Raw genomic sequence first — 25,442 nt, 5'->3', positions numbered from 1 at the left:
AGCGGTGGAGTGTGAGCTCCGATGGCTGGCTGTGATGGCTGGTGTCGGGAGCGTCCGTTCCTTGAGAACTCAACAGCGTGCACAATGTCAAATGCCAAATACCCGTTGCGGGTGTCCTTCGGATGCTCGTTTCGGATTCCTTTGGAATACATTTAAACAAACAAGCAAGTCAGTAATGATTTGTTCTGTCGGTTTCAAACTTGCTGGTTCGTGTTCGATTCCCGTTCACGTCTGGCTTTAGATGTGCCGATCGCTTTCGGGTGGTCGTGCGTTTAAGCATTTATGGAGAGTTTGATCCTGGCTCAGGACGAACGCTGGCGGCGTGCTTAACACATGCAAGTCGAACGGTGATGTCAGAGCTTGCTCTGGCGGATCAGTGGCGAACGGGTGAGTAACACGTGAGTAACCTGCCCCCGACTCTGGGATAACTGCTAGAAATGGTAGCTAATACCGGATATGACGATTGGCCGCATGGCCTGGTCGTGGAAAGAATTTCGGTTGGGGATGGACTCGCGGCCTATCAGGTTGTTGGTGAGGTAATGGCTCACCAAGCCTACGACGGGTAGCCGGCCTGAGAGGGTGACCGGCCACACTGGGACTGAGACACGGCCCAGACTCCTACGGGAGGCAGCAGTGGGGAATATTGCACAATGGGCGAAAGCCTGATGCAGCAACGCCGCGTGAGGGATGACGGCCTTCGGGTTGTAAACCTCTTTTAGTAGGGAAGAAGCGAAAGTGACGGTACCTGCAGAAAAAGCACCGGCTAACTACGTGCCAGCAGCCGCGGTAATACGTAGGGTGCAAGCGTTGTCCGGAATTATTGGGCGTAAAGAGCTCGTAGGCGGTTTGTCGCGTCTGCTGTGAAATCCCGAGGCTCAACCTCGGGTCTGCAGTGGGTACGGGCAGACTAGAGTGCGGTAGGGGAGATTGGAATTCCTGGTGTAGCGGTGGAATGCGCAGATATCAGGAGGAACACCGATGGCGAAGGCAGATCTCTGGGCCGTAACTGACGCTGAGGAGCGAAAGCATGGGGAGCGAACAGGATTAGATACCCTGGTAGTCCATGCCGTAAACGTTGGGAACTAGATGTGGGGACCATTCCACGGTCTCCGTGTCGCAGCTAACGCATTAAGTTCCCCGCCTGGGGAGTACGGCCGCAAGGCTAAAACTCAAAGGAATTGACGGGGGCCCGCACAAGCGGCGGAGCATGCGGATTAATTCGATGCAACGCGAAGAACCTTACCAAGGCTTGACATATACCGGAAACATGCAGAAATGTGTGCCCCGCAAGGTCGGTATACAGGTGGTGCATGGTTGTCGTCAGCTCGTGTCGTGAGATGTTGGGTTAAGTCCCGCAACGAGCGCAACCCTCGTTCTATGTTGCCAGCACGTAATGGTGGGAACTCATAGGAGACTGCCGGGGTCAACTCGGAGGAAGGTGGGGATGACGTCAAATCATCATGCCCCTTATGTCTTGGGCTTCACGCATGCTACAATGGCCGGTACAAAGGGCTGCGATACCGTAAGGTGGAGCGAATCCCAAAAAGCCGGTCTCAGTTCGGATTGAGGTCTGCAACTCGACCTCATGAAGTCGGAGTCGCTAGTAATCGCAGATCAGCAACGCTGCGGTGAATACGTTCCCGGGCCTTGTACACACCGCCCGTCAAGTCATGAAAGTCGGTAACACCCGAAGCCAGTGGCCTAACCGCAAGGGAGGAGCTGTCGAAGGTGGGATCGGTGATTAGGACTAAGTCGTAACAAGGTAGCCGTACCGGAAGGTGCGGCTGGATCACCTCCTTTCTAAGGAGCATGTGCACCTCTCCTCTGTATACAGGGAGATCATAGGTGCCAAGTCACGCGTCAGGCGTATGTCCTGGCGGTGGCGCTCATGGGTGGAACATTGACATTGATGCCGGCTGATGTGTCGGGCTGCTAGTACGCCTCCTTGTGGGGTGGGAACGTGGTCTGGTGTGTCGAGGGCATGTTGCACGCTGTTGGGTCCTGAGGGACCGGGCCGCACCTTTAGGGGTGTGTCTGGTTTCTTGTCGGACCCTTTCCGTCGTCCTGTTGTGGATGGTGGTGGGGTACCGCCCGTATATTGAGAACTACACAGTGGACGCGAGCATCTTAGATTCACCGGTTTTCCGGTGGATCACAAAGATCTATTTATAGATCATTGGTCAATTCTGTCTCCTCTAGGGGAGGCGAAACGATTCAATCTCATGTGATTTCAAGATTCTAAGAGCAAACGGTGGATGCCTTGGCATCTGGAGCCGAAGAAGGACGTATAAATCTGCGATAAGCCTCGGGGAGCTGATAATAGAGCTTTGATCCGAGGATCTCCGAATGGGGAAACCCCGCCAGGCCCTTTGGGTGACCTGGTGACTCCCGCCTGAATATATAGGGCGGGTAGAGGGAACGTGGGGAAGTGAAACATCTCAGTACCCACAGGAAGAGAAAGCAAAAGCGATTCCGTTAGTAGTGGCGAGCGAAACCGGAAGAGGCCAAACCAATCATGTGTGATATCCGGTAGGAGTTGCATGGTCGGGGTTGCGGGACTTTCCGTACAGTTCTACCGAGCTGTGAGGGCAATGAGCGCGATATAGACGAATGGTCTTGAAAGGCCAGTCATAGAGGGTGCGAACCCCGTAGTCGAAATGTCGTCGCCTGTCCGGAGAGTATCCCAAGTAGCACGGGGCCCGAGAAATCCCGTGTGAATCTGTCAGGACCACCTGATAAGCCTAAATACTCCCAGATGACCGATAGCGGACAAGTACCGTGAGGGAAAGGTGAAAAGTACCCCGGGAGGGGAGTGAAATAGTACCTGAAACCGTTTGCTTACAAACCGTTGGAGCACCCTTGTTGGTGTGACAGCGTGCCTTTTGAAGAATGAGCCTGCGAGTTAGTGATATGTGGCGAGGTTAACCCGTGAGGGGCAGCCGTAGCGAAAGCGAGTCTTAATAGGGCGTATGAGTCGCATGTTCTAGACCCGAAGCGAAGTGATCTATCCATGGCCAGGTTGAAGCGACGGTAAGACGTCGTGGAGGACCGAACCCACTTCAGTTGAAAATGGAGGGGATGAGCTGTGGATAGGGGTGAAAGGCCAATCAAACTTCGTGATAGCTGGTTCTCTCCGAAATGCATTTAGGTGCAGCGTTGCGTGTTTCTTGCCGGAGGTAGAGCTACTGGATGGACGATGGGCCCCAAAAGGTTACTGACTTCAGCCAAACTCCGAATGCCGGTAAGTGAGAGCGCAGCAGTGAGACGGTGGGGGATAAGCTTCATCGTCGAGAGGGAAACAACCCAGACCACCATCTAAGGTCCCTAAGCGCGTGCTAAGTGGGAAAGGATGTGGAGTTGCATAGACAACCAGGAGGTTGGCTTAGAAGCAGCCACCCTTGAAAGAGTGCGTAATAGCTCACTGGTCAAGTGATTCCGCGCCGACAATGTAACGGGGCTCAAGCACGCCACCGAAGTTGTGGCATTTATATTATAGGCAGGCCTTCGTGGTCCAGCCGTATGGATGGGTAGGAGAGCGTCGTGTGGCCAGCGAAGCGGCGGTGTGAACCAGCCGTGGAGGCCACACGAGTGAGAATGCAGGCATGAGTAGCGAAAGACGGGTGAGAAACCCGTCCTCCGAAAGACCAAGGGTTCCAGGGCCAGGCTAATCCGCCCTGGGTAAGTCGGGACCTAAGGCGAGGCCGACAGGCGTAGTCGATGGACAACGGGTTGATATTCCCGTACCGATGAAGAACCGCCCAAGACAATCCAGTAATGCTAAGTGTCTGAATCCTTGATTCGATCCCTTCGGGGTGACGGTCTTGGCCTAGCACACGACCCTACGCTGGGGCGTTTAGCGTATTAACAGGTGTGACGCAGGAAGGTAGCTGAGCCGGGCGATGGTTGTCCCGGTCTAAGGATGTAGGGCAGAAGATAGGCAAATCCGTCTTCTATGAAGCCTGAGACCCGATGGGTAGTCCTCACGGACGAAATCAGTGATCCTATGCTGCCAAGAAAAGCATCGACGCGAGGTTCCAATCGCCCGTACCCCAAACCGACTCAGGTGGTCAGGTAGAGAATACTAAGGAGATCGAGAGAATCGTGGTTAAGGAACTCGGCAAAATGCCCCCGTAACTTCGGGAGAAGGGGGGCCTGAGGCGTGTAGGGATTTACTCCTGAAGCGTTTGAAGGCCGCAGAGACCAGTGGGAAGCGACTGTTTACTAAAAACACAGGTCCGTGCTAAGTCGCAAGACGATGTATACGGACTGACGCCTGCCCGGTGCTGGAAGGTTAAGAGGAACGGTTAGCACGCAAGTGCGAAGCTGAGAATTTAAGCCCCAGTAAACGGCGGTGGTAACTATAACCATCCTAAGGTAGCGAAATTCCTTGTCGGGTAAGTTCCGACCTGCACGAATGGCGTAACGACTTCCCAGCTGTCTCAACCGCGAACTCGGCGAAATTGCACTACGAGTAAAGATGCTCGTTACGCGCAGCAGGACGGAAAGACCCCGTGACCTTTACTACAGCTTGGTATTGGTGTTCGGTGTGGCTTGTGTAGGATAGGTGGGAGACTGTGAAGCTCGGACGCTAGTTCGGGTGGAGTCATTGTTGAAATACCACTCTGGTCACTCTGGATATCTAACTTCGAACCGTAATCCGGTTCAGGGACAGTGCCTGGTGGGTAGTTTAACTGGGGCGGTTGCCTCCTAAAGAGTAACGGAGGCGCCCAAAGGTTCCCTCAACCTGGTTGGTAATCAGGTGTCGAGTGTAAGTGCACAAGGGAGCTTGACTGTGAGACTGACAAGTCGAGCAGGGACGAAAGTCGGGACTAGTGATCCGGCAGTGGCTTGTGGAAGCGCTGTCGCTCAACGGATAAAAGGTACCTCGGGGATAACAGGCTGATCTTGCCCAAGAGTCCATATCGACGGCATGGTTTGGCACCTCGATGTCGGCTCGTCGCATCCTGGGGCTGGAGTAGGTCCCAAGGGTTGGGCTGTTCGCCCATTAAAGCGGTACGCGAGCTGGGTTTAGAACGTCGTGAGACAGTTCGGTCCCTATCCGCTGCGCGCGTAGGAAATTTGAGAAGATCTATCCCTAGTACGAGAGGACCGGGATGGACGAACCTCTGGTGTGTCAGTTGTTCCGCCAGGAGCACCGCTGATTAGCTACGTTCGGAACGGATAACCGCTGAAAGCATCTAAGCGGGAAGCCGGCTTCGAGATGAGATTTCCATCCCTTTCAGGGTGAAGGCTCCCGGCTAGACTACCGGGTTGATAGGCAGGATGTGGAAGCGAGGACTAAAGACTCGTGGAGCTGACCTGTACTAATAAGCCGATATCTTGAAAACACTTTGCTTGCGTCCACTATGTGGTTCCCGATATACGGTCGGGTGCTAATTGAATAACCAGCTTGACTGGTCGATTCATCACAGATTTCATGCCCTGTCGGGGTGTGTATGAGGTGTTTCGGCGGCCATAGCGAGAGGGAAACGCCCGGTCACATTCCGAACCCGGAAGCTAAGACTCTCAGCGCCGATGGTACTGCAGGGGGGACCCTGTGGGAGAGTAGGACACCGCCGGACTTAACTTGAGAATGATCGGGGAGGCCCGTCGCACATCGTGCGGCGGGCCTTTCTGCGTTAACACCCTAGGCGTCCCGCCGTCGTAGGCGCGACCCTGTCAGCCGCCTCACATGCCGGCCATAAGGGGTGCCGTTATCGTCGTCGTTCGTGACCGAATCCCGCGAGAACGACCGCACACCCGGCCAGCCCGTCGACCCCGCTGACGCCCGACCGTCGACGACCCCAGCGACTGCCACGAACGTCCGCCCTTCGGCGACGCCTTCCCCACGCGCCGGGATGTCCAACGCTCCTCTCGCCAGGGCGCTCTCCGCGGCTCTCGTGTCCGCGGGCGTCTCGGCCATCGTCGGTCTGCTCTTCAGCGTGCTGACGCTCTTCAGCTCCAACCAGCCGAGCGCTGCCGTGCTGGTGACGCTCCTCGACTACTGGACCGTGCACACGCTCGTCGCCTTCGTCCTCCTCGCCGCGTTGGCGGGTATGGGCATGCACCGGCGTCTGTGGAGGTCCATCGTGGGATCCGTCGCTGCCGCCGTGGTCGGCGCGCTCACCGGGAGCCTCGTCGGCGCCCTGGGGCAGGGCGCCACCGTCAGCGGCGACATCGTCGGCCCGTTGCTCGAGACGCTCCTCGGCCTCAACCTGATGTTCGTGCTCGGCGTCGCGCTGGCGTCCGTCCTCCTGGGCCGTCGTCTCTGGATCCGACTCGTCGCCGCGGGTGACGGCGAGGTCCAGCGTGAGCGCATCGCCCTGGTGCGGATCCCGTCCTCGCGGCTCGCCGACGGCGAGCTGACGCACCTGGACCGCCGCCCTGTGGACGCCGAGCTCGCGGACCAGCAGTGGGAGCGCTACGTGCTCGCGCTCGAGGAGCGCGGGTGGTCGACCCGCGAGGTGCCGCCGGCCGACGACCACCCGGACTCGGTGTTCGTGGAGGACGCCGTGCTCGTCCTCGGGACCACAGCCGTCCTGCTCACGTCCGGGGCAGACTCGCGCCGTGGCGAGCGGACCGGCGTCGAGCGCGCGCTCGAGGACATGGACCTGTCTGTGACGTCCATCGACCTGCCCGCGACCATCGACGGCGGGGACGTGCTCGAGGTCGGTCGCACGCTCTACGTCGGTGCGAGCAGCCGGACCAACGCGGCGGGGATCCAGCGGCTGCGCGAGATCGCCCGGCCTCTCGGATACGCCGTGGTGGGCGTCCCCGTCAGCCGGACCCTGCACCTCAAGTCGCAGGTCACGGCGCTGCCGGACGGCACCGTCATCGGGTACGAGCCGCTGGTCGACGCTCCCCGCCTGTTCCCGTCGTTCCTCCCCGTCCCCGAGGCGGAGGGCGTGGCCGTCGTCGCGCTCGACGACGACACCCTGCTGCTGTCGTCCGCCGCTCCCCGCACGGCTGACCTGCTCCGCGGTCTGGGCTACGATGTCGTCGCCGTCGACATCAGCGAGTTCGAGAAGCTCGAGGGCTGCGTCACCTGCCTGTCGGTCCGCATCGGCTGACGTCCGCGGCATCCGCGGCATCAGCGGCATCCGCGGCATCTGCGGCATGGCCGCACGTGTCAGGACCCCACCACAAGAGCCCGGCCCGCATCCTCGGATGCGGGCCGGGCTCTTGTGCGTCCGGCTGCTGGTCCATATCCTGGAAGGCTGCCTGGGGCTGCCATTCGCGTGGTCGTCCGGTGCGGCCCACACGTGAATCGCATACGCAGCCAGGGAGGGTGTCATGACCACGACATCGACGACACACGCACGCACCACCTCGCACCGGATCGACGAGGCGGCCGCGACCGCGTCCTCCCGCTCCGCCAGCTGACGTCCCCCGCGCGGCCCCCTGCGCCGGCCGCCGCGGGCGAGCGGGGCGGTCCGCCCGCAAGCGCTGGCCATCCTCCCGAACGGCCGCGTCTCCGTGCGGATCGCCGGTCGTACCCCCGGCGCCCGACCGGATGCCGTGCCCGCTCCACCGCTCCCGCCTCGACGGGCATCTGCTCGGCCCTCCTCGAGATCCATCCACCCCCGATCCTCCACCGCGCGCGTGCTCACGCGCGCGGTCGCCCCGCACGCCCGGCCGCGCATCGGCCGATCACAGAAGGAATGCCACGTGTCCACCTCACCGCCCGCATCGTCCGACCAGGCGCCGTCCGAGCGGCACGGCCCCCGGCCCGGCACCATCGCCGTGCTCATGCGGCTGCTGCCGTTCGCCCGGCCTGCCATGCCCAGCATCATCGCGGGCATGGTGGTCGCGCTCGTCGGCTCGCTGCTGTCGCTCGTCATCCCGCAGATCCTCCGCGGCCTCGTGGACGGCCCGCTCGGCGACGGCGACTCGGCCGCCGTGGTGCCCGCCGTGCTCCTCATCCTCGGCCTCGGCATCCTCGAGGCCGCCATGATCGCGCTCCGCCGCTGGTTCGTGCTGAAGCCCGGCACGCTCATGGAGGCCGACATGCGGAACTCCTTCTACCGGAAGCTGCAGCGGCTCCCGGTCGCGTTCCACGACCGGTGGCAGAGCGGCCAGCTGCTGTCGCGCATGGTCAGCGACCTGAACCTCATCCGCAGGTGGATGGCCTTCGGCCTGGTGCTGTTCATCGTCAACATCCTCACGATCCTGGTGGGCATCGGCTTCCTGGTCTCCATCGACTGGCGCCTCGGGCTCGGCTTCCTCGTCTGCTCCATCCCGCTGTGGGTCTACGGCTACCTCTTCGAGCAGAAGTACTCGTCCGTCGCGCGACTGAGCCAGGACCAGTCCGGTGACCTCGCCACGAGCGTCGAGCAGTCGGTGCACGGGATCCGCGTGCTCAAGGCCTTCGGCCGCGGCAAGCACATGCACGACGCGTTCGCCGAGCAGGCGGAGGAGCTGCGCGGCACGGAGATCAAGAAGGCCAAGGCCATCGCCGGCATCTGGCTGTGGCTGCTGCTGGTGCCCGACCTGACCTTCGCGCTCGCGCTGCTCGGCGGCGTGCTGCTGGCGGCCGGCGGGCAGATCTCGGTGGGCGACCTCGTGGCGTTCTTCGCGACCGCCGCGGTGCTCCGCTGGCCGATCGAGTCGGTGGGCTTCCTGCTGTCGATGACCTTCGACGCGCGGACGGCCATCGACCGCTACTTCGAGGTGATGGACGAGGAGGACGCGATCACGGATCCCGCGACCCCCGTGCGCATCCAGGAGCCCCGCGGGCACCTCGTCTTCCGCGGCGCGCGCTTCCGCTACCAGGACGCCGTCGCGGGTCAGCCCGACCTCATCGACGGGGTGGACCTCGACCTGCAGCCGGGGGAGACCATGGCGCTCGTCGGGGTCACCGGGTGCGGCAAGTCCACGCTCACGGCGCTCACGACCCGGCTCTACGACGTCACGGGCGGCAGCATCGAGCTCGACGGCGTCGACATCCGCGACCTCGGGCTCGAGGAGCTGCGGAGCCGGATCGCCATGGCCTTCGAGGACGCGACGCTGTTCTCCTCGAGCGTCCGCGACAACGTGCTGCTCGGCCGCCCCGACCTCGCCGACGGCGGGCCCGAGGCGGAACGGGTCCTGCAGGAGGCGCTCGACATCTCGCAGGCCGGCTTCGTGCACGACCTGCCCGACGGCGTCGAGACGACCGTGGGCGAGGAGGGGCTCAGCCTCTCCGGCGGCCAGCGGCAGCGGCTCGCCCTCGCGCGCGCCGTCGCGGCGGCGCCGGACGTGCTCGTCCTCGACGACCCGCTCTCGGCGCTCGACGTCGACACGGAGGCGCTCGTCGAGGCAGCGCTGCGTCGCGTGCTCGCCTCCACCACCGCGCTGATCGTCGCGCACCGCCCCTCGACCGTGATGCTCGCGGACCGGGTGGCGCTCATGCAGGACGGCCGCATCACCGCGGTCGGCCGGCACTCCGAACTGCTCGCCACGAGCGAGCACTACCGGTTCGTCATCTCGAGCCTGGACGTGGAAGGGAACACCGTGCGCGAGGAGGTGGGCGCATGAGCGTCACCGGGGTCACCGGCGAGGAGCGGGACGACTTCTCCCGCGAGGAGAGCAAGCAGATCCGTCGTCGCTCGACCAGGCTGCTCGTCAGCACCATCCAGCCGGTCAAGCGGACGCTGATCCTCACGGCCGCGACGATCCTCGTGGCCACCGCCGCGAACGTCGCCGGCCCCGCGCTCATCGGCGTGGGCCTCGACCGCGCGCTGCCGTCGCTGCTGGGCACGGGCGACCCCACGCTGCTCGCGCTCGTCATCGGGGCGTACGTCCTGGTCGCGATCACGGGCGCCGTGCTGGTGGCGAAGTACCAGGTGATGTCCGCGCGCATCGCGCAGGAGATCCTGCTCGACCTCCGCAAGCGCATGTTCCTGCACACGCAGAAGCTGAGCCTCGAGTTCCACGAGACGTACACGTCCGGTCGGATCATCTCCCGCCAGACGAGCGACCTCGACTCGATCCGGGAGCTGCTGAACGGCGGCATCAACCAGCTCGTGCAGGGCGCGCTCTACATGGCGTTCACCGCCATCGCGCTGTTCTCGTTCGACTGGGTGTCGGGCCTCGTGCTGCTCGCGGCGCTCGTGCCGCTGTTCTTCCTGAGCCTCTGGTTCGCCGTGAAGTCGCAGGCGCTGTTCCGCCAGACGCGCGTGAAGTCCGCGCGACTGATCGTGCACTTCGTCGAGACCATGACGGGCATCCGCGCGGTGAAGGCCTTCCGCAAGGAGAAGCGCAACGCGGAGGAGTTCTCCGAGCACGTCGAGGGGTACCGCGACACCAACATGCGCGTGATCCAGGTGTTCGGCATCTTCGACCCGGGCCTGATCCTCATCGGCAACGTCACGGTCGCCGTGGTGCTGCTCGTGGGCGGCCTCCGGGTCGCGGACGGGCAGCTCGGCATCGGCGCGCTGCTCGCGGTCGTGCTCTACACGCGGCAGTTCTTCGGGCCTGCGCAGGACATGGCGATGTTCTACAACAGCTACCAGTCGGCGTCGGCCGCGCTCGAGAAGATCTCGGGCGTGCTCGAGGAGGAGCCGAGCGTGCCGGATCCCGTGACACCGGTCGACCTGTGGGAGTCCACCGGCCACGTCTCCTTCGAAGGCGTCGAGTTCGGCTACGGGAAGGGCAAGACGATCCTCCCGAGGTTCGACCTCGACATGCCGGCCGGGCAGACCATCGCGCTCGTCGGATCCACCGGCGCGGGCAAGACGACGCTCGCGAAGCTCATCTCCCGGTTCTACGACCCGTCCGGCGGCCGCGTGGCGCTCGACGGCATCGACCTCCGCGACCTGCACCCGAAGGACCTCCGCCGCGCCATCGTGATGGTGACGCAGGAGGCGTACCTCTTCTCCGGATCCGTCGCCGACAACATCGCGATCGGCAAGCCCGACGCGACCCGGGGCGAGATCCAGGCGGCCGCGGAGGCCGTGGGGGCGCACACGTTCATCGAGTCGCTGCCCGACGGCTACGACACGGACGTGAACAAGCGCGGGGGCCGGGTGTCGGCGGGGCAGCGGCAGCTGATCTCGTTCGCGCGCGCGTTCCTCGCGGACCCGGCGGTGCTGATCCTCGACGAGGCGACGAGCTCGCTCGACATCCCGAGCGAGCGGCTCGTGCAGCAGGGCCTCACGACGCTGCTCGCGGACCGGACGGCGATCATCATCGCGCACCGGCTCTCGACCGTCGCGATCGCGGACCGCGTGCTCGTGATGGAGCAGGGGCGCATCGTCGAGGACGGGACGCCGGAGTCGCTCATCCAGGGCACCGGCCGGTTCTCGCAGCTGCACGCGGCCTGGCGGGAGTCGCTGGTCTAGCGCGGTCGCACGATCTCGGCCCGGGTGCCTCCCTGCAGGAGGCGCCCGGGCCGCGTCGCGTCCGGGCCCCGCGCGATCAGAGGTCGAGCGCGGGGGAGCCCTTCGGCAGCCATGCGTGCACGGCGTCGCCGTCCGCGGCGGCCAGCCAGCCGTCGCCGCACGCCATGGCCGCGGCGGGGGACGGATCCGGCCACCAGGTGTCCTGCACCGTCGGCGCGGCGGAGTCGGCGGGCGCGGCGTCGCAGCCCAGGCGGTCGGCCGGCGTCGCGGAGCGGAAGGCGAGGATCGCACCCTCGCCCCGCAGCGAGGTCTTGATGCGGATGTCGGTCGCGTCCGCGGGGATCCACGTCGGGATGCGTCCGTCGGCGTCCGCCGCCGTGGCGTAGACGCGCGCATCCGCGGGGGTCGTCATCCCGCCGACGGCGCTCGCGGCGCCGCAGCCCGTGAGGGTCAGCACGACGAGGATCGTGAGCGGGGCGGCGGCGAGGGAGCGTGCGGACGGGCGACGGGGCATGCTCCCAGTCCAGCGGAGCCGCGCCCGCCCCGCATCGGCCGGGAGGCCCCGACCCTGGTCCCGCAGCATGACCTGCGCTCGGCCGTCAGGCGGACGGGCGCCATGCCGCGAGCGGCGCGCGACGAGCGGACCGCGGTCAGCGGATCACGGGAACCAGCGGGCCGCCTCGAGGTCGACGCGGTAGCCCGCGTCGGTCGGGGCGTCGACCAGCGGCGTGCCCTCGGCCTCGTAGCGGGGACGGGCCTCGTCGGCGAGCCCGGTCGGCGGGTGCCCGCCGGCCCGGAGCACGCGCCACCAGGGCAGCCCGGCGCCGTGGTAGCGCAGCACCATGCCCACCGCCCGGGCGCCTCGGCGGCCGAAGACGGCGGCGACGTCGCCGTACGTCATGACGCGGCCCGACGGGATCTCGGCGACGACCTCGAGCACGCGGTCGGTGAACTCGCCCGGGGTGGCGAAGACGGCCACGCGCTAGAGCGCCAGCGCGCCGATGGCCTCGCCGTACTGGGTCTCGCCGATGACCTCGAAGCCCACGTGCGTGAAGAACTCCTCGGGCCCGTCCTCGCCCGGCTCCCACACGACGGTGAGGCGGTCGAAGCCGCGCGAGCGCGCCTCGTCGGCGAGCGCGAGCACCGCGAACCGGCCCACGCCGTGGCCCTGCGCGTCGGCGTCGACGTTGATGCGCCAGATGCAGCTGCGGAAGATCTCCTCGCTGGCCTCGGGGTCGAAGTTGCCCATGATGAAGCCGACGACCTCGTCGTCCTCCATGACCACGCGCGGCCAGGCGGTGGTGGGGTTGACGTAGGCCTCCGCGATGGAGTGCGACACGGGGGCGACGTAGTTCTCCTGCCCCGGCTTGAGCGTCAGCGTGTTGGCCGCCACGATCGTGCGGGCGCTCAGCTCTTCGAGTGTCATGTCGCTCATGGGCACAGGGTATCGGGCGGGCCTCCGTCGGGCCAGGTGCGCCGAGCGGTGCGCCGGGCGGTGCCGCGGGCGGTGTCGCGGGCCGGGGCGCGAGGCGGCGCCGGGACGCGGATGCGACCCGGACCCGCCGATGTCTCGATGTCGAGAGACAGGGCCCGCCGGGTAGGCTGGCCCACGGATCCACCGGCGACGAGCCGGACCCGGCGCGCGCCGACGGAGACGCGCACGGAGGCGACCGACGAGCATGAGGAGGACTTCGTGGAGAAGATCAAGGTAGAGGGGACCGTCGTCGAGCTCGACGGCGACGAGATGACGCGCATCATCTGGCAGTCCATCAAGGACACGCTCATCCACCCGTACCTCGACATCGACCTCGAGTACTACGACCTGGGCATCGAGAAGCGCGACGAGACCGACGACCAGATCACGATCGACGCGGCGAACGCCATCAAGAAGCACGGCGTCGGCGTGAAGTGCGCGACGATCACGCCCGACGAGGCGCGCGTCGAGGAGTTCGGCCTGAAGAAGATGTGGCGCTCGCCGAACGGCACCATCCGCAACATCCTGGGCGGCACGATCTTCCGCGAGCCCATCATCATCAGCAACATCCCGCGCCTCGTGCCCGGCTGGAACAAGCCGATCATCGTCGGCCGCCACGCGTTCGGCGACCAGTACCGCGCCACCGACTTCCGCTTCGAGGGCGAGGGCACGCTCACGATGACCTTCACCCCCAAGGACGGCTCCGAGCCGCAGCAGTTCGAGGTGTTCCAGAGCCCCGGATCCGGCGTCGCGATGGGCATGTACAACCTCGACGACTCGATCCGCGACTTCGCGCGCGCGTCGCTCTCCTACGGCCTCGCCCGGAACTACCCCGTGTACCTCTCCACGAAGAACACGATCCTGAAGGCCTACGACGGCCGCTTCAAGGACCTGTTCCAGGAGGTCTTCGAGGCCGAGTACGAGGAGCAGTTCGCCGCCGCGGGCCTCACGTACGAGCACCGCCTCATCGACGACATGGTCGCCGCGTCGCTCAAGTGGGAGGGCGGCTACGTCTGGGCCTGCAAGAACTACGACGGCGACGTGCAGTCCGACACCGTCGCGCAGGGCTTCGGCTCGCTCGGCCTCATGACCAGCGTGCTCACCACGCCCGACGGCAAGGTCGTCGAGGCGGAGGCCGCGCACGGCACCGTCACGCGCCACTACCGCCAGCACCAGCAGGGCAAGCCCACGTCGACGAACCCCATCGCGTCGATCTACGCCTGGACCCGGGGCCTCGCGCACCGCGCCAAGCTCGACGGCAACGACGCGCTGAAGACCTTCGCGGACACCCTCGAGGACGTCGTCATCACGACGGTCGAGAGCGGCAAGATGACGAAGGACCTCGCGCTCCTCGTCGGACCGGACCAGCCGTACCAGACGACCGAGGAGTTCCTCGCGTCGCTCGCGGACAACCTGCAGACGCGCCTGGCCTGATCCCGCGGGCGTCCTCGCGACGCCGCCGCACGCCGAGAGGCCCCGCCCCCGAACCGGGGGCGGGGCCTCTCGCATGCTCGCGTGACCCTCACGTGTGCAGAGGGTCGACGGGGGCCGTGGATTCCTCCCTACGGTTCTCCCCATCGCGTCGACGACGCGACTCCGCGACGGGGGCTCGCGCGTGCTGCGCGTCCCGAGCTCCGCGGATCCACGAGCCGGCCGATGCCGGCGACAGGGGGGAACAGCCATGCCCATCCATCGAGACCCGCTCCTGCCGGACCGGAGGCGCCGCCTGCGTGCGGGACGTCCGCTCGCGGCCTGCGCCCTCGCGTTCGCGCTCGTCGCGGCCGGCACCACGACGGCCAGCGCGGACGACGCTCCGACCGCGACCGTCCCCGTCGGCGCGGGGGACGGCAGCTACCTCGTGACCCTGCGCGATCAGCCCGCCGCGTCCTACGACGGCACCCTCGACGGGCTCGCGCCCACGCGGGTCGAGTCCGGCGCCCGCCTCGACGCGCAGTCGGACGCCGTGCAGCGCTACTCCGACCACCTCACGCAGCTCCAGGACTCGGCCGCGAGCGCGGCGGGGGTCACCCCGACCAACCGGTACTCCCTCACGGTGAACGGCTTCTCGGCCGAGCTGACGGCGGCGCAGGTCCAGGCGCTCGGCCACGATCGCGACGTGCTGAGCGTGGAGCCCGACCAGACCCTGCACACCACGTCCACGCCGGACAGCCGCTTCCTCGGCCTCGAGGACGCCAACGGCCTCTATGCGAAGGTGGGCGGCTCCGACAAGGCGGGCAAGGGCACGGTGATCGGCGTCCTCGACACCGGCATCGCCGCGGACAACCCCTCCTTCGCGGGCAAGCCCCTCGGGACCACGCCCGGGGAGGATCCGTACCTCGACGGCTCCCGCATCGACTTCCGGAAGGGCGACGGCACCGTCTTCCACGGCACGTGCCAGACCGGCGACGGGTTCACCGCCGACGACTGCTCCACCAAGATCGTGGGCGCGCGCTCGTTCGAGGCCGGCCGAGCCGCCTCGGGCGATCCCAACGGGCCGCAGGAGAAGCTGTCCCCCCTCGACACCGCGGGCCACGGGAGCCACACCGCGAGCACGGCCGCGGGCGACGCGGGCGTGGCGGCGACCGCGGGCACCATCCAGGAGACCATCGCCGGCATCGCCCCCGCCGCGAAGATCGCGGCCTACAAGGTGTGCTGGAGCGGACCCGACCTGACGAAGGAGACGGACGACGCCTGCGAGCTGTCGGACATCGTCGCCGGGATCGAGGCGGCCACGGCCGACGGCGTCGACGTGCTCAACATGTCGCTCGGCGGCCCCGGCAAGACCGAGGACGCGTTCCAGCGCGCCCTCCTCGGTGCGGCGGACGCCGGCATCTTCGTCGCGGCGTCGGCGGGCAACAGCGGCCCCGACGCCGACACGGTCGCGAACACCGAGCCGTGGGTCACCACCGTCGCGGCCAGCAGCGTGCCGCGCAACTACTCCGGCACGGTGACCCTCGGCAGCGGAGCGAAGTTCGCCGGCGCCTCCGCGACCGTGGGATCGCCCGTCTCGGGCCCCCTCGTGCGCGCGGCGGACTCCGGGGTGAAGGGCGCCACGTCGCCTGAGCTGTGCGGCAAGGGGACGCTGGATCCCGCCAAGGTGCGCGGCCGCATCGTGCAGTGCGACCGCGGCACCGTCACCCGCATGGACAAGAGCACCGAGGTCAAGCGCGCGGGCGGCATCGGCATGGTGCTCACCAACGTCGAGCCCGACTCCCAGGACGACGACCTCCACGCCGTCCCCACGGTGCACCTCGACGCCGACGCCCGGCAGGCGATCGTCGACTACGCGGCGAAGGCGGGCGCCACGGTGACCCTGACGAACGGGAACACGACGGGCGTCGAGCGCCCCGCGCCGCAGGTCGCGGGATTCAGCTCGCGCGGCGCCTCCGAGGACGTCGACGGCGGTGACACCATCAAGCCCGACATCACCGCTCCGGGCGTGGGGATCCTGGCCGCGGTCAGCGACGACGGCGGCAAGCCCGCCTTCGCCCCGTACTCGGGCACGTCCATGTCCTCGCCGCACATCGCCGGATTCGGGCTCGTCTACCTCGGCGTCCACCCGAAGGCGTCGCCGGCCGAGGTCAAGTCGGCGCTCATGACGACCGCGACCGACACGCTCGACGCGGACGGCAAGCCCGCCACGGATCCGTTCGCCCAGGGGGCGGGGCAGATCGCGCCCGACCGGTTCCTGAACCCGGGCCTCTACTACCCGAGCGGCGCGAAGGACTGGGCCGGCTACGCCGCGGCCACGGGCCTGGAGCTGCCGCACCCGGTGGCGCCGGTGGCCCCGTCGCAGCTGAACCTGCCGAGCATCGGCGTCGGGAAGCTCATGGGATCCACCACCGTCACGCGCACCGTGACGTCGCTGACGGCGGGCACCTGGACGGCCTCCGTGCAGGGCGTATCGCAGGCCGACGTGAAGGTCACGCCCGCGCGGCTGTCGTTCACGGCCCCGGGCCAGACGAAGTCCTTCCAGGTGCGCATCACCCCGAAGCGCGGGGCTCCGTCCGACGCGTGGTCGACCGGTTCGCTCACCTGGACCGGATCGGCCGGCACCGTCCGCAGCCCCATCGCGGTGCGGCCGACCGCGGTCATCGCCCCGGCGTCGGTCGACGGCACCGGCACGAGCGGGAAGGCCGACGTGTCGGTCGACGCGGGCATCACCGGCCGGATCCCGCTCACGGCCGCCGGGCTCGCGCCCGGGGAGCTGCTGAGCGACGGCGACACCGGCCACGCCGGACACTCCGGCAGCGTCACCGCCACCGACGCCGACGGGGCCGAGATCACGGTGAAGGCGGGCGAGAAGGCGCTGGTCCTCGACGCGGCGCCGGTCGACGGGGCATCCGACCTCGTGCTGTACCTCCAGAAGGTGGGCAAGACCGACGACGACCGGAAGCTCATCAGCCTGCAGCAGACGTCCTCGCTGTCGGAGCGCATCGTCGTGCCGGCGCCGGAGGCGGGCGACTACATCGTCGGCGTGCAGGCCTCGAAGCTCGCGGGTTCGGCGACGAGCGTCGACTTCGACCTCACGCGGTACGACGTGCAGGGCACGGGCGGGGAGGGGTCCTTCGCGGTCTCGCCGGCCCAGCTCCCCGTCACCGCGGGGAAGAAGGCCACGTACACGGCCTCGTGGTCGGGTCTCGCGGCCGGGAAGTCGTACGTCGGGCTCGTGAGCTACGGCGGCTCGACCGCGACCACGATCGTGGGCGTCACCACGCCCGCGGCCTCCGCGGCTCCCACGGTGACCACGGCTCCCGCCATCACGGGCACGCCGGACGTCGGGCAGACGCTCACGGCGTCGACGGGCGCGTGGACGCCGCAGGGCGTGACGCTCGCCACGCAGTGGCTGTCGAACGGCACGCCGATCGCCGGGGCCACGGGATCCACGTTCCGCGTGACCTCCGCGGTCGCGGGCACGGCGCTCGCCGTCCGGGTGACGGCCACCGCATCCGACGGGCAGACGGGCGTCGCCACGAGCCCGACCGTCACGGCACGCGACGCGGCGACGGTGCACATGCAGGCGACGCAACCGCGGGGCGCGGCGAGCGGCACCGTGCACGTGCAGGTGTCGGTCACGTCGGCCGGGAAGCAGGCGGCCACCGGGGTCGTGCGGGTGACCGTGGACGGCGCGGAGCACGACGTGCCCCTCGACGGCTCCGGCTCCGGCTGCGCCGACATCGCGGGCATCGCGCCGGGGACCCGCACGGTGCAGGCCTCCTACGCGGGCGACAACCTCGTCGGCGGGGGCACGAGCCGCGCGCAGAGGATCCTCGTGCGCTGATCGTCGCGTGAGGCGAGCGGAGGGCGGGTGCCGGACGGCACCCGCCCTCCGTCGTGCGTGCGCACCCGGCCACTACACGGGGAGGGACGACGAAGCCTGAAAGGCTGCCTTGCGGCAGGCGATGGCGCCGCGGGGTGGACGGTGCGCGATCGGGAGCGGATGGCAGTCATGACGGGATTCGGGTGCCGGCCGGCAACTGTTACACGGCGGTAACAACCGGCCGCTCTCAGGGCGAATACCCGGGGTATGTTGAGGATTCGCGCGTGTCGCAAGGGGTGCGCGCGGGCCACTCATCCCCACTCGAAGGACGTGTTCGTGATCCCACGCTCCCCCCGGCTCCGCTCGGAGTCCGACCGCGCATCATCCCTGCGCAGGGCGACGGCCTCCGTCGCCGCCACCGCCCTCGTCGCCGCAGGCCTCGTCACGTTCGGAGCAGCGGGGGCCATGGCGGCCCCGGCACCGACCGCGGCGACGCCGGCATCGGCGCTCGAGGACGGCCGCTACATCGTCACCCTCGCGGACGACGCCGCCGCGACCTACCGGGGCGGTGTCGACGGGCTCCCCGCGACCCAGGCCCGGTCGGGCGCGCAGCTCGACGCGAAGGCCGGCCCGGTCGTCGCGTACACCGACTACCTCGAGGACCAGCAGGAGGATGTGGCCGCCAGCGTCGGCGCCGACATCGAGTACTCCTACTCCCTGACGGTCAACGGCTTCTCCGCCGACCTCACGGCCGAGCAGGCGTCGAAGCTCTCCGGCGACCGGGAGGTCGCCTCCGTCGAGCCCGACCGGATCTACCACCCCACGTCCACCCCGGCGGCCGACTTCCTCGGGCTCACGGGCGCCGACGGCGTCTGGGCGAAGACGGGCGGCCAGGAGAAGGCGGGCGAGGGCGCCGTCATCGGCGTGATCGACACAGGCATCGCTCCCGAGAACCCCGCGTTCGCGGGCGAGCCGCTCGGCACGACGGCGGGCGCCGAGCCGTACCGCGACGGATCCGCGATCGCCTACGCCAAGGGAGACGGCACCACCTTCCGGGGCGCCTGCCAGACCGGCGAGCAGTTCACGGCGGCCGACTGCTCCACCAAGATCGTGGGCGCGCGCTACTTCGTGACGGGCTTCGGCCAGGAGAACATCGGCACGGCCGCGACGGGCGAGTACGTCTCCCCGCGCGACGGCGACGGCCACGGCTCGCACACCGCATCCACCGCCGCCGGCGAGGCGGGCGTGACGGCCACCATCGACGGCAACGACCTCGGGGAGATCTCGGGCGTCGCGCCCGCCGCCAAGATCGCGGCCTACAAGGTCTGCTGGTCCGGCCCCGACCCGGCCGTGCAGACGGACGACGGCTGCGCGGGTGCCGACCTCGTCGCCGCCATCGAGCAGGCCACCAAGGACGGCGTCGACGTCATCAACTACTCCATCGGCGGCGGATCCGCGCGCACCACGTTCTCCGCGACCGACAGCGCATTCCTCGGCGCGGCCAGCGCGGGCATCTTCGTGTCGGCCTCCGCGGGCAACTCCGGCCCCGACGCCTCGACCCTCGACAACGCGTCGCCGTGGATCACCACGGTCGCCGCGAGCACGGTCGCGGGCAACTTCGAGGCCACGGCCCAGCTCGGCGACGGGAAGGCCTTCGCCGGCTCGTCGATCACGGTCACGGAGCCCGTCACGGGCTCGTTCGTCACGGCGGCGTCCGTCGCGACGGCCGGCGCCACCACGCCGGCCCTCTGCGGGCCCGGCGTGCTGGATCCTGCCGAGACCGCCGGGAAGATCGTGCTGTGCGAGCGCGGCACGTTCGACCGGGTCGCGAAGTCGGCCGAGGTCGAGCGCGCGGGCGGCATCGGCATGGTGCTGGTCAACCCGACGCCCAACTCGGTCGACGCCGACACGCACTCCGTGCCGACCGTCCACCTCGACGCCGACGTCTACGCGGCCGTCTCCGCCTACGCGGCGACGCCCGGCGCGACCGTCACGCTGGTGCCCGACAACACGACGGGCGTCTCCGCCCCGACGCCCCAGGTCGCGGGCTTCAGCTCGCGCGGACCGGTGCTCGCGGACGGCAGCGACATCCTGAAGCCCGACGTCACGGCGCCCGGCGTCTCGATCATCGCGGCGACCAACAACGCCGAGGGCGAGGAGCCGACCTTCGCGCTCCTCTCCGGCACCTCGATGGCGGCCCCGCACGTGGCCGGCCTCGCGCTGCTGTACCTCGGCGAGCACCCGAAGGCGACGCCAGCCGAGATCAAGTCGGCGATGATGACCACCGCGTACGACACGGTGGACGAGGACGGCGGCAAGGTCACGGATCCCTTCACGCAGGGCGCCGGCCACGTCGACGCGCGCCGGTACCTCGACCCCGGCCTGCTGTACCTCAACGACCGCGCCGACTGGCTCGCGTACCTCGCGGCCACCGGCTACGCGTCGGGCATCGACCCGGTCGACCCGTCGGAGCTCAACCTGGCGAGCATCGCGATCGGCGCCCTCACCGGCTCCGAGACCGTGACGCGCGAGGTCACGTCCACGCGGGCCGGCACCTACACGGCGAGCGTGCAGGGCCTCGCGGGCGTCACGGCCGAGGTGACCCCGAAGACGCTCGAGTTCACCGAGGCGGGGCAGACGAAGTCGTACGAGGTCGCGTTCACGCGCACCACGGCCGACATCGACGCCTACGCCACCGGATCCCTCACCTGGACGGACGGCGGCACCACGGTGCGCAGCCCGATCGCGGTGAACCCGGTCTCCATCGCCGCGCCGGACGAGGTGCAGGGCAAGGGGATCACGGGATCCGTCGACGTCACCGTGACGCCCGGCACCACCGGGCCGATCGCGCTCGCCGCGGAGGGCCTGACCGCCGGCCGCGTCTACGCGAACCCGAAGGACGCGTCCTCGCCCATCTCGGGCACGGGGCCGGCCAAGGCGGAGCTGCAGTACGCGACCACCGTCCCCGCCGGCCAGCTGGCGACCCGGATCGACCTCGACTCGGCCGACGACAAGGCCGACCTCGATCTCTCGGTGTTCCGCCTCGAGGACGGGGAGCCGGTCGAGCAGTTCGACTCGGCGACGGAGTCCGCCGACGAGTCCGTGACGATCGAGACCCCGGAGGCCGGTGACTACGTCGTGGTCGTGTCGATCTTCTCGATCCCCGCGGGCGCGACGACGCAGGACTTCACCATCACGCAGTTCGACCTCTCCGAGTCGACGGACGAGGGCGCATTCACGGTGTCCCCGAACCCGCTCGACGCGGTGCAGAGCCAGCCGATCACGTACACGGCGTCGTGGAGCGGGCTCGCGCCCGAGACCGCGTACCTCGGTCGGGTCGCCTACTCCGGCACCGAGTCATCGACGTACGTGCGCGTCGAGTCGGGCGCGATCCCGGCGCCGGCGGCGACCGCACCGCCCGTGATCACCGGCACGCCCACCGCCGGCCAGACGCTCACGGCGTCACCCGGCACATGGGACCAGGAGGGCCTCAAGTTCTCCTACCAGTGGTACGCGGACGGGAAGGCCCTCGCCGGCCAGACGCGCGCGACCTACAAGGTCTCGCCGTCGGTCGCGGGCAAGTCGATCACGGTCGTCGTGACGGCGAAGCCGGCCACGGGCCCCTCGGGCACCGCGACCAGCGAGGCCGTCGTGATCAAGCTCGCGAGCACCGTGACGGTGAGCGTCAAGCCGCCCGTGCTGACGAGCGCGCAGAAGGCCGTCGTCACGGTCAAGGTCGACAGCCAGGCGAAGGCGGCGCCCACGGGCACCGTCACCGTGAAGGTCGGCTCGGACTCGTTCGAGGTCGCGCTGGATGCTGCGGGCACCGGCCGCGTGGAGCTGCCGGCGTACGCGAAGGGCCGGTACACCGTGACCGCGACCTACGCGGGCGACGCCGCCAACGCGGCGAAGACCAGCTCGCCGAAGTACCTCTACGTGAGCCGCTGATCGGCGGCTGACCCGGAGTGACCGCCGAGGGGGCGGGTGCCGTGAGGCGCCCGCCCCCTCGTGGCGTCCGCGGCGGTTGCGCTCAGCGCGCGTCAGCGGAAGATGATCGTGCGCGCGCCGTCGAGCAGCACGCGGTGCTCCGCGAACCAGCGCACGGCCTGCGTGAGGGTGCGCGACTCCTCGTCCTGGCCGATCGCCATGAGCTCGCGGGCGCTGCGCGAGTGGTCGACCCGCACGACGTTCTGCTCCACGATCGGGCCCTCGTCGAGGTCGCTCGTGACGAAGTGGGCGGTCGCGCCGATGAGCTTGACGCCCCGCGCGTGCGCCTGCTTGTAGGGGTTCGCGCCCTTGAAGCCGGGCAGGAAGGAGTGGTGGATGTTGATGATCCGGCCGCTGAGGCGCGCGCAGAGCTCGGGGGAGAGGATCTGCATGTAGCGCGCGAGCACCACCAGCTCGATGTCGTGCTCCTCGACCGCGCGGATCACGCGCTCCTCGAACGCCCGCTTCGACGCGTCGTCGGTGACGGGCACGTGCTCGAACGGCACGCCGTAGAAGCCCGCGAGGTCGGCGAGCCTCCCGTGGTTGCTGAGGACGAGGGGGATCTCGACGGGCAGCTGGCCCGCGCGCTGCCGGAACAGCAGGTCGTTCACGCAGTGCTCGGCGGTGGATCCCAGAACGAGCGTGCGCAGCCGCCGGCCCACCTCGTCGAGGTGCCAGGTCGCGTCGTACCGCTCGACCACGGCGGCGAGCGCGTCGGCCAGCCGGTCGTCGTCGGCCGCGCTCTGGATCTGCAGGCGCATGAAGAAGCGGCCCGTGTCGGCGCTCGAGAACTGCTGCGACTCGGTGATGTCGCCGCCGGCCTCGACGATCGCGCCCGCGATGGCGTGCACGATGCCCGGGCGGTCGTCGCAGGAGAAGACGAGTACGCGGTGCGGCGCGCGCGCGGGGGTGGCCTGGTCGGTCATCCGTCTAGGCTATTCCCTGGCTGCGCGGATCCCGCCGGCCCCGGGAGCACTCCCGCCGTCACGTCCCCTCAGGTCCCATGACGAACACCTCCCCCATCTTCCTGCCCGACCTCGAGCGCGCCGAGCGTGCCGGACGGCGCCGCCCGCGACCGGGCGTCGACCCGTCCTTCCGCTTCCCCTGGGTCGGGATCCTCACGCTCGCCGCGTGCGTGTTCCTCAGCGTCACGAGCGAGATGCTGCCCACGGGCCTCCTCAGCGAGATGAGCGGCGACCTCGGCGTCGAGGAGTCGCGCGTCGGTCTCCTCGTCTCGGTGTTCGCGGTCGCGGTGGTCGTCTCCAGCGCGCCGCTCGCGGCCCTCACCCGCCGGGTCCCGCGGCACGCGCTGCTGCTCGCGGTGCTGGCCGTCTTCGCGACGAGCAACCTCCTCACGGCCATCGCGCCCACGTTCGAGCTCGTCACCGCGACGCGCGTGCTCGGCGGCCTCGCGCACGGCCTGTTCTGGGCGGTCGTCGGCGCGTACTCGGCGCACCTGGTGCCGCCCGCGCTCATCGGGCGGGCGGTCGCGCTCACGGTCGGCGGCGGCAGCCTCGCGTTCGTGCTCGGCGTGCCGGTCGGCACCGCGGCGGGGCAGGCGTTCGGCTGGCGGGCGGCGTTCGCGGGGATCGGCGTGCTCACGCTCGTGGGGATCCTGCTCGTGTGGCGGTTCCTGCCGGCGGTCGGGCGGCCCGAGCGTGAGGCGCCGGTCGACGCGCCCGCGGGAGGTCGCGTGGGGATCCGGCAGCGCATGGCCGGGCAGGGCCTCGGCGGCGTGCTGCTCGTGTGCCTCACGGCGATGGTGATCATGATCGGCCACTACGGCTTCTACACGTACGTCGACCCGTTCGTCACGCGCGTGATGGGGATCCCCGAGCAGCAGCTCAGCGCCATGCTCTTCGGCTACGGCATCGCTGGTGCGGTCGGGCTCCTCATCGCCGGCACCGTGTTCGCGAGCCGACCGCAGCTGGGCGTGCTCGCGGGCCTCGGGGCGGCGGCGGCGGGCGTCAGCGCGCTGGCGTTCGTGCCCGGCCTCTGGGCCGTCGCGATCCCCGGCTTCCTCCTCTGGGGGCTCGCGTTCGGCGCGATCCCGACGCTGCTCCAGACGCGCATGCTGCACGCCGCGCACCCGTCGTTCCGCGACACGGCCAGCTCCTTCTACACGACCGCGTTCAACGTGGGCATCGGCGGCGGCGCGCTCGTCGGCGGCGCGCTGCTCGACGGGTTCGGCATCGCGTCGCTGCCGGGGGCGTTCCTCGCGGTGATGGCGGTGTCGGTCGCGCTCGTCGTGGGATCCGCGGGCCGGGCCGCCCGGGGTCGCGCGGCTGCCGCGCGCGAGGCTGCCTGATCCGTCCGACCTCCCCGGTCGCATCGGCGTGCCTCCTGCCTGCGGGAGGCCGTCGGTGTCCCCAGTCGCATCGGGGCGCCCTCGGCCTGCGGGAGGCCGTCGGTGTCCCCAGTCGCATCGGGGCGCCCTCGGCCTGCGGGAGGATGGGAGCCGTGACCACGACCCCCGCGCCCCTCGGCCTCCTCCTCGACGTCGACGGACCCATCGCCAGCCCGATCACCCGCACCCTCGCCATCCCGAGCATCGCCGCCGACCTCGTGGAGCTCGCGGCCGCGGGCGTCCCGGTCGTCTTCAACACGGGCCGCTCGGATGCCTTCATCCGCGAGCAGGTCGTCGGCCCGCTGCTCGCGGCAGGTCTCCCCGCGGGGGCCCGCGTGCATGCCGTCTGCGAGAAGGGCGCGTCCTGGTTCTCGATCACGGCGGACGGCGCGGGCGAGGTGCACGTCGACCGGTCGCTCGCGCTGCCGGAGGCGTACATGCGCGACATGGAGCGGCTCGTCGCCGAGCGCTTCGCCGACTCGATGTTCTTCGACACCACCAAGCACGCGATGGTCTCGGTCGAGCAGCTCACGAGCGTCTCGTCCGCCGACTACCTCCGGCTGCAGCCCGACCTCGACGCGCGCGCCGTCGAGATCCTCACGGCGCACGGGCTCGGCTCGGTGCTCGAGGGCGTCGAGGTGCCGGACGCGCACGGCGAGGTGCAGGTGCGCGTGGATCCCACGATCATCTCGACCGACGTCGAGTCGATCCGCCTCGGCAAGGACCTCGGCGCCGCTCGCGCCCTGGAGCTGCTGGCCGACAGCGGCCCGCTGCCGCTGCGCTGGCGCACGGTCGGCGACTCGCGCACCGACTACGCGATGGCGCGCTGGCTGCACGAGAACGGCCACGAGGTCGCGCACGTCGACGTGCGGCCGGCCGACGGGATCCCCGCGACGCCGTACCCCGTGCTCACCGCGGGCGACCTCATCCACGACGAGGCGGGCGCCGCGCTCCTCGCGCAGTGGGTGCGCATCGTGCGCGGCGAGGCCGATGACGACTCCGCGTTCCTCGCGCCGGGCCGCACCGCGAGCTGATCCGCGCGGGCGCTCGCAG

General features: G+C 68.6%; 12 protein-coding genes and 3 rRNA genes. 11 read left to right on the top strand and 4 right to left on the bottom strand.

The window, feature by feature from the left end; all coding sequences use genetic code 11:
• Positions 1–279 precede the first annotated feature (279 nt).
• The 6 genes from KYT88_RS13230 (at position 280) to KYT88_RS13205 (ending at position 11,321) form a co-directional block, all read left to right on the top strand.
• Positions 280–1,800: ribosomal RNA gene (locus KYT88_RS13230) — 16S ribosomal RNA — on the top strand.
• A 428-nt stretch (positions 1,801–2,228) separates the two neighbouring features.
• Positions 2,229–5,348 (top strand): 23S ribosomal RNA (locus tag KYT88_RS13225).
• A gap of 117 nt (positions 5,349–5,465) precedes the next feature.
• Positions 5,466–5,582 (top strand): 5S ribosomal RNA (rrf, locus tag KYT88_RS13220).
• The 16S, 23S and 5S rRNA genes sit together here, the layout of an rRNA operon.
• A gap of 276 nt (positions 5,583–5,858) precedes the next feature.
• Positions 5,859–7,070, top strand: a complete 1,212-nt coding sequence (gene ddaH, locus KYT88_RS13215) for a dimethylargininase (protein WP_043586154.1) — start codon at positions 5,859–5,861, stop codon at positions 7,068–7,070.
• A gap of 679 nt (positions 7,071–7,749) precedes the next feature.
• Positions 7,750–9,516, top strand: coding sequence for an ABC transporter ATP-binding protein (locus tag KYT88_RS13210; protein ID WP_237583842.1), 1,767 nt, complete (start codon positions 7,750–7,752; stop codon positions 9,514–9,516).
• Positions 9,513–11,321, top strand: a complete 1,809-nt coding sequence (locus KYT88_RS13205; RefSeq protein ID WP_043586150.1) for an ABC transporter ATP-binding protein — start codon at positions 9,513–9,515, stop codon at positions 11,319–11,321. The genes KYT88_RS13210 and KYT88_RS13205 overlap by 4 nt, the downstream gene beginning before the upstream one ends.
• A gap of 76 nt (positions 11,322–11,397) precedes the next feature.
• Here KYT88_RS13205 and KYT88_RS13200 read toward each other — a convergent pair whose 3' ends face one another.
• The 3 genes from KYT88_RS13200 to KYT88_RS13190 form a co-directional block, all read right to left on the bottom strand.
• The gene (locus KYT88_RS13200; RefSeq protein ID WP_237583679.1) at positions 11,398–11,835 is read right to left on the bottom strand and encodes a hypothetical protein; all 438 of its coding nucleotides are present in this window, start codon (positions 11,833–11,835) and stop codon (positions 11,398–11,400) included.
• Positions 11,836–11,979: 144 nt separating this feature from the next.
• Positions 11,980–12,300, bottom strand: a complete 321-nt coding sequence (locus KYT88_RS13195; protein WP_012039228.1) for an MGMT family protein — start codon at positions 12,298–12,300, stop codon at positions 11,980–11,982.
• A gap of 3 nt (positions 12,301–12,303) precedes the next feature.
• The gene (locus KYT88_RS13190; RefSeq protein ID WP_043586146.1) at positions 12,304–12,756 is read right to left on the bottom strand and encodes a GNAT family N-acetyltransferase; all 453 of its coding nucleotides are present in this window, start codon (positions 12,754–12,756) and stop codon (positions 12,304–12,306) included.
• A gap of 258 nt (positions 12,757–13,014) precedes the next feature.
• Here KYT88_RS13190 and KYT88_RS13185 point away from each other — a divergent pair, with 258 nt between their 5' ends.
• From KYT88_RS13185 to KYT88_RS13175, 3 genes are all read left to right on the top strand, one after another.
• Positions 13,015–14,229 carry an NADP-dependent isocitrate dehydrogenase gene (locus KYT88_RS13185; protein WP_043586145.1) on the top strand — a complete coding sequence of 405 codons (1,215 nt, stop codon included), beginning with the start codon at positions 13,015–13,017 and terminating at the stop codon, positions 14,227–14,229.
• 247 nt (positions 14,230–14,476) lie between these two features.
• Complete coding sequence (locus KYT88_RS13180; protein ID WP_043586143.1) at positions 14,477–18,076, top strand: S8 family serine peptidase; 3,600 nt, start codon at positions 14,477–14,479, stop codon at positions 18,074–18,076.
• A gap of 309 nt (positions 18,077–18,385) precedes the next feature.
• Entirely contained in the window at positions 18,386–22,003 is a 3,618-nt protein-coding gene (locus tag KYT88_RS13175; protein ID WP_043586141.1) for a S8 family serine peptidase, read from the top strand.
• Positions 22,004–22,095: 92 nt separating this feature from the next.
• Here the strand turns inward: KYT88_RS13175 and purU are convergent, their stop codons facing one another.
• A complete protein-coding gene (purU, locus tag KYT88_RS13170; protein WP_043586139.1) occupies positions 22,096–22,968 on the bottom strand; it encodes a formyltetrahydrofolate deformylase in 873 nt (290 codons plus the stop codon).
• A 77-nt stretch (positions 22,969–23,045) separates the two neighbouring features.
• Here purU and KYT88_RS13165 point away from each other — a divergent pair, with 77 nt between their 5' ends.
• Both KYT88_RS13165 and KYT88_RS13160 read left to right on the top strand, forming a co-directional pair.
• Positions 23,046–24,350: an MFS transporter gene (locus KYT88_RS13165; RefSeq protein WP_043586137.1), complete on the top strand. Its 1,305-nt coding sequence runs from the start codon at positions 23,046–23,048 to the stop codon at positions 24,348–24,350.
• A gap of 143 nt (positions 24,351–24,493) precedes the next feature.
• Positions 24,494–25,423, top strand: coding sequence for a Cof-type HAD-IIB family hydrolase (locus KYT88_RS13160; protein ID WP_043586135.1), 930 nt, complete (start codon positions 24,494–24,496; stop codon positions 25,421–25,423).
• Positions 25,424–25,442: the final 19 nt, after the last annotated feature.

The organism is Clavibacter sp. A6099, assembly GCF_021919125.1.
In the GTDB taxonomy this organism is placed as follows: Bacteria; Actinomycetota; Actinomycetes; order Actinomycetales; family Microbacteriaceae; genus Clavibacter; species Clavibacter seminis.
This window is presented reverse-complemented; position numbering and strand designations above follow the sequence as displayed.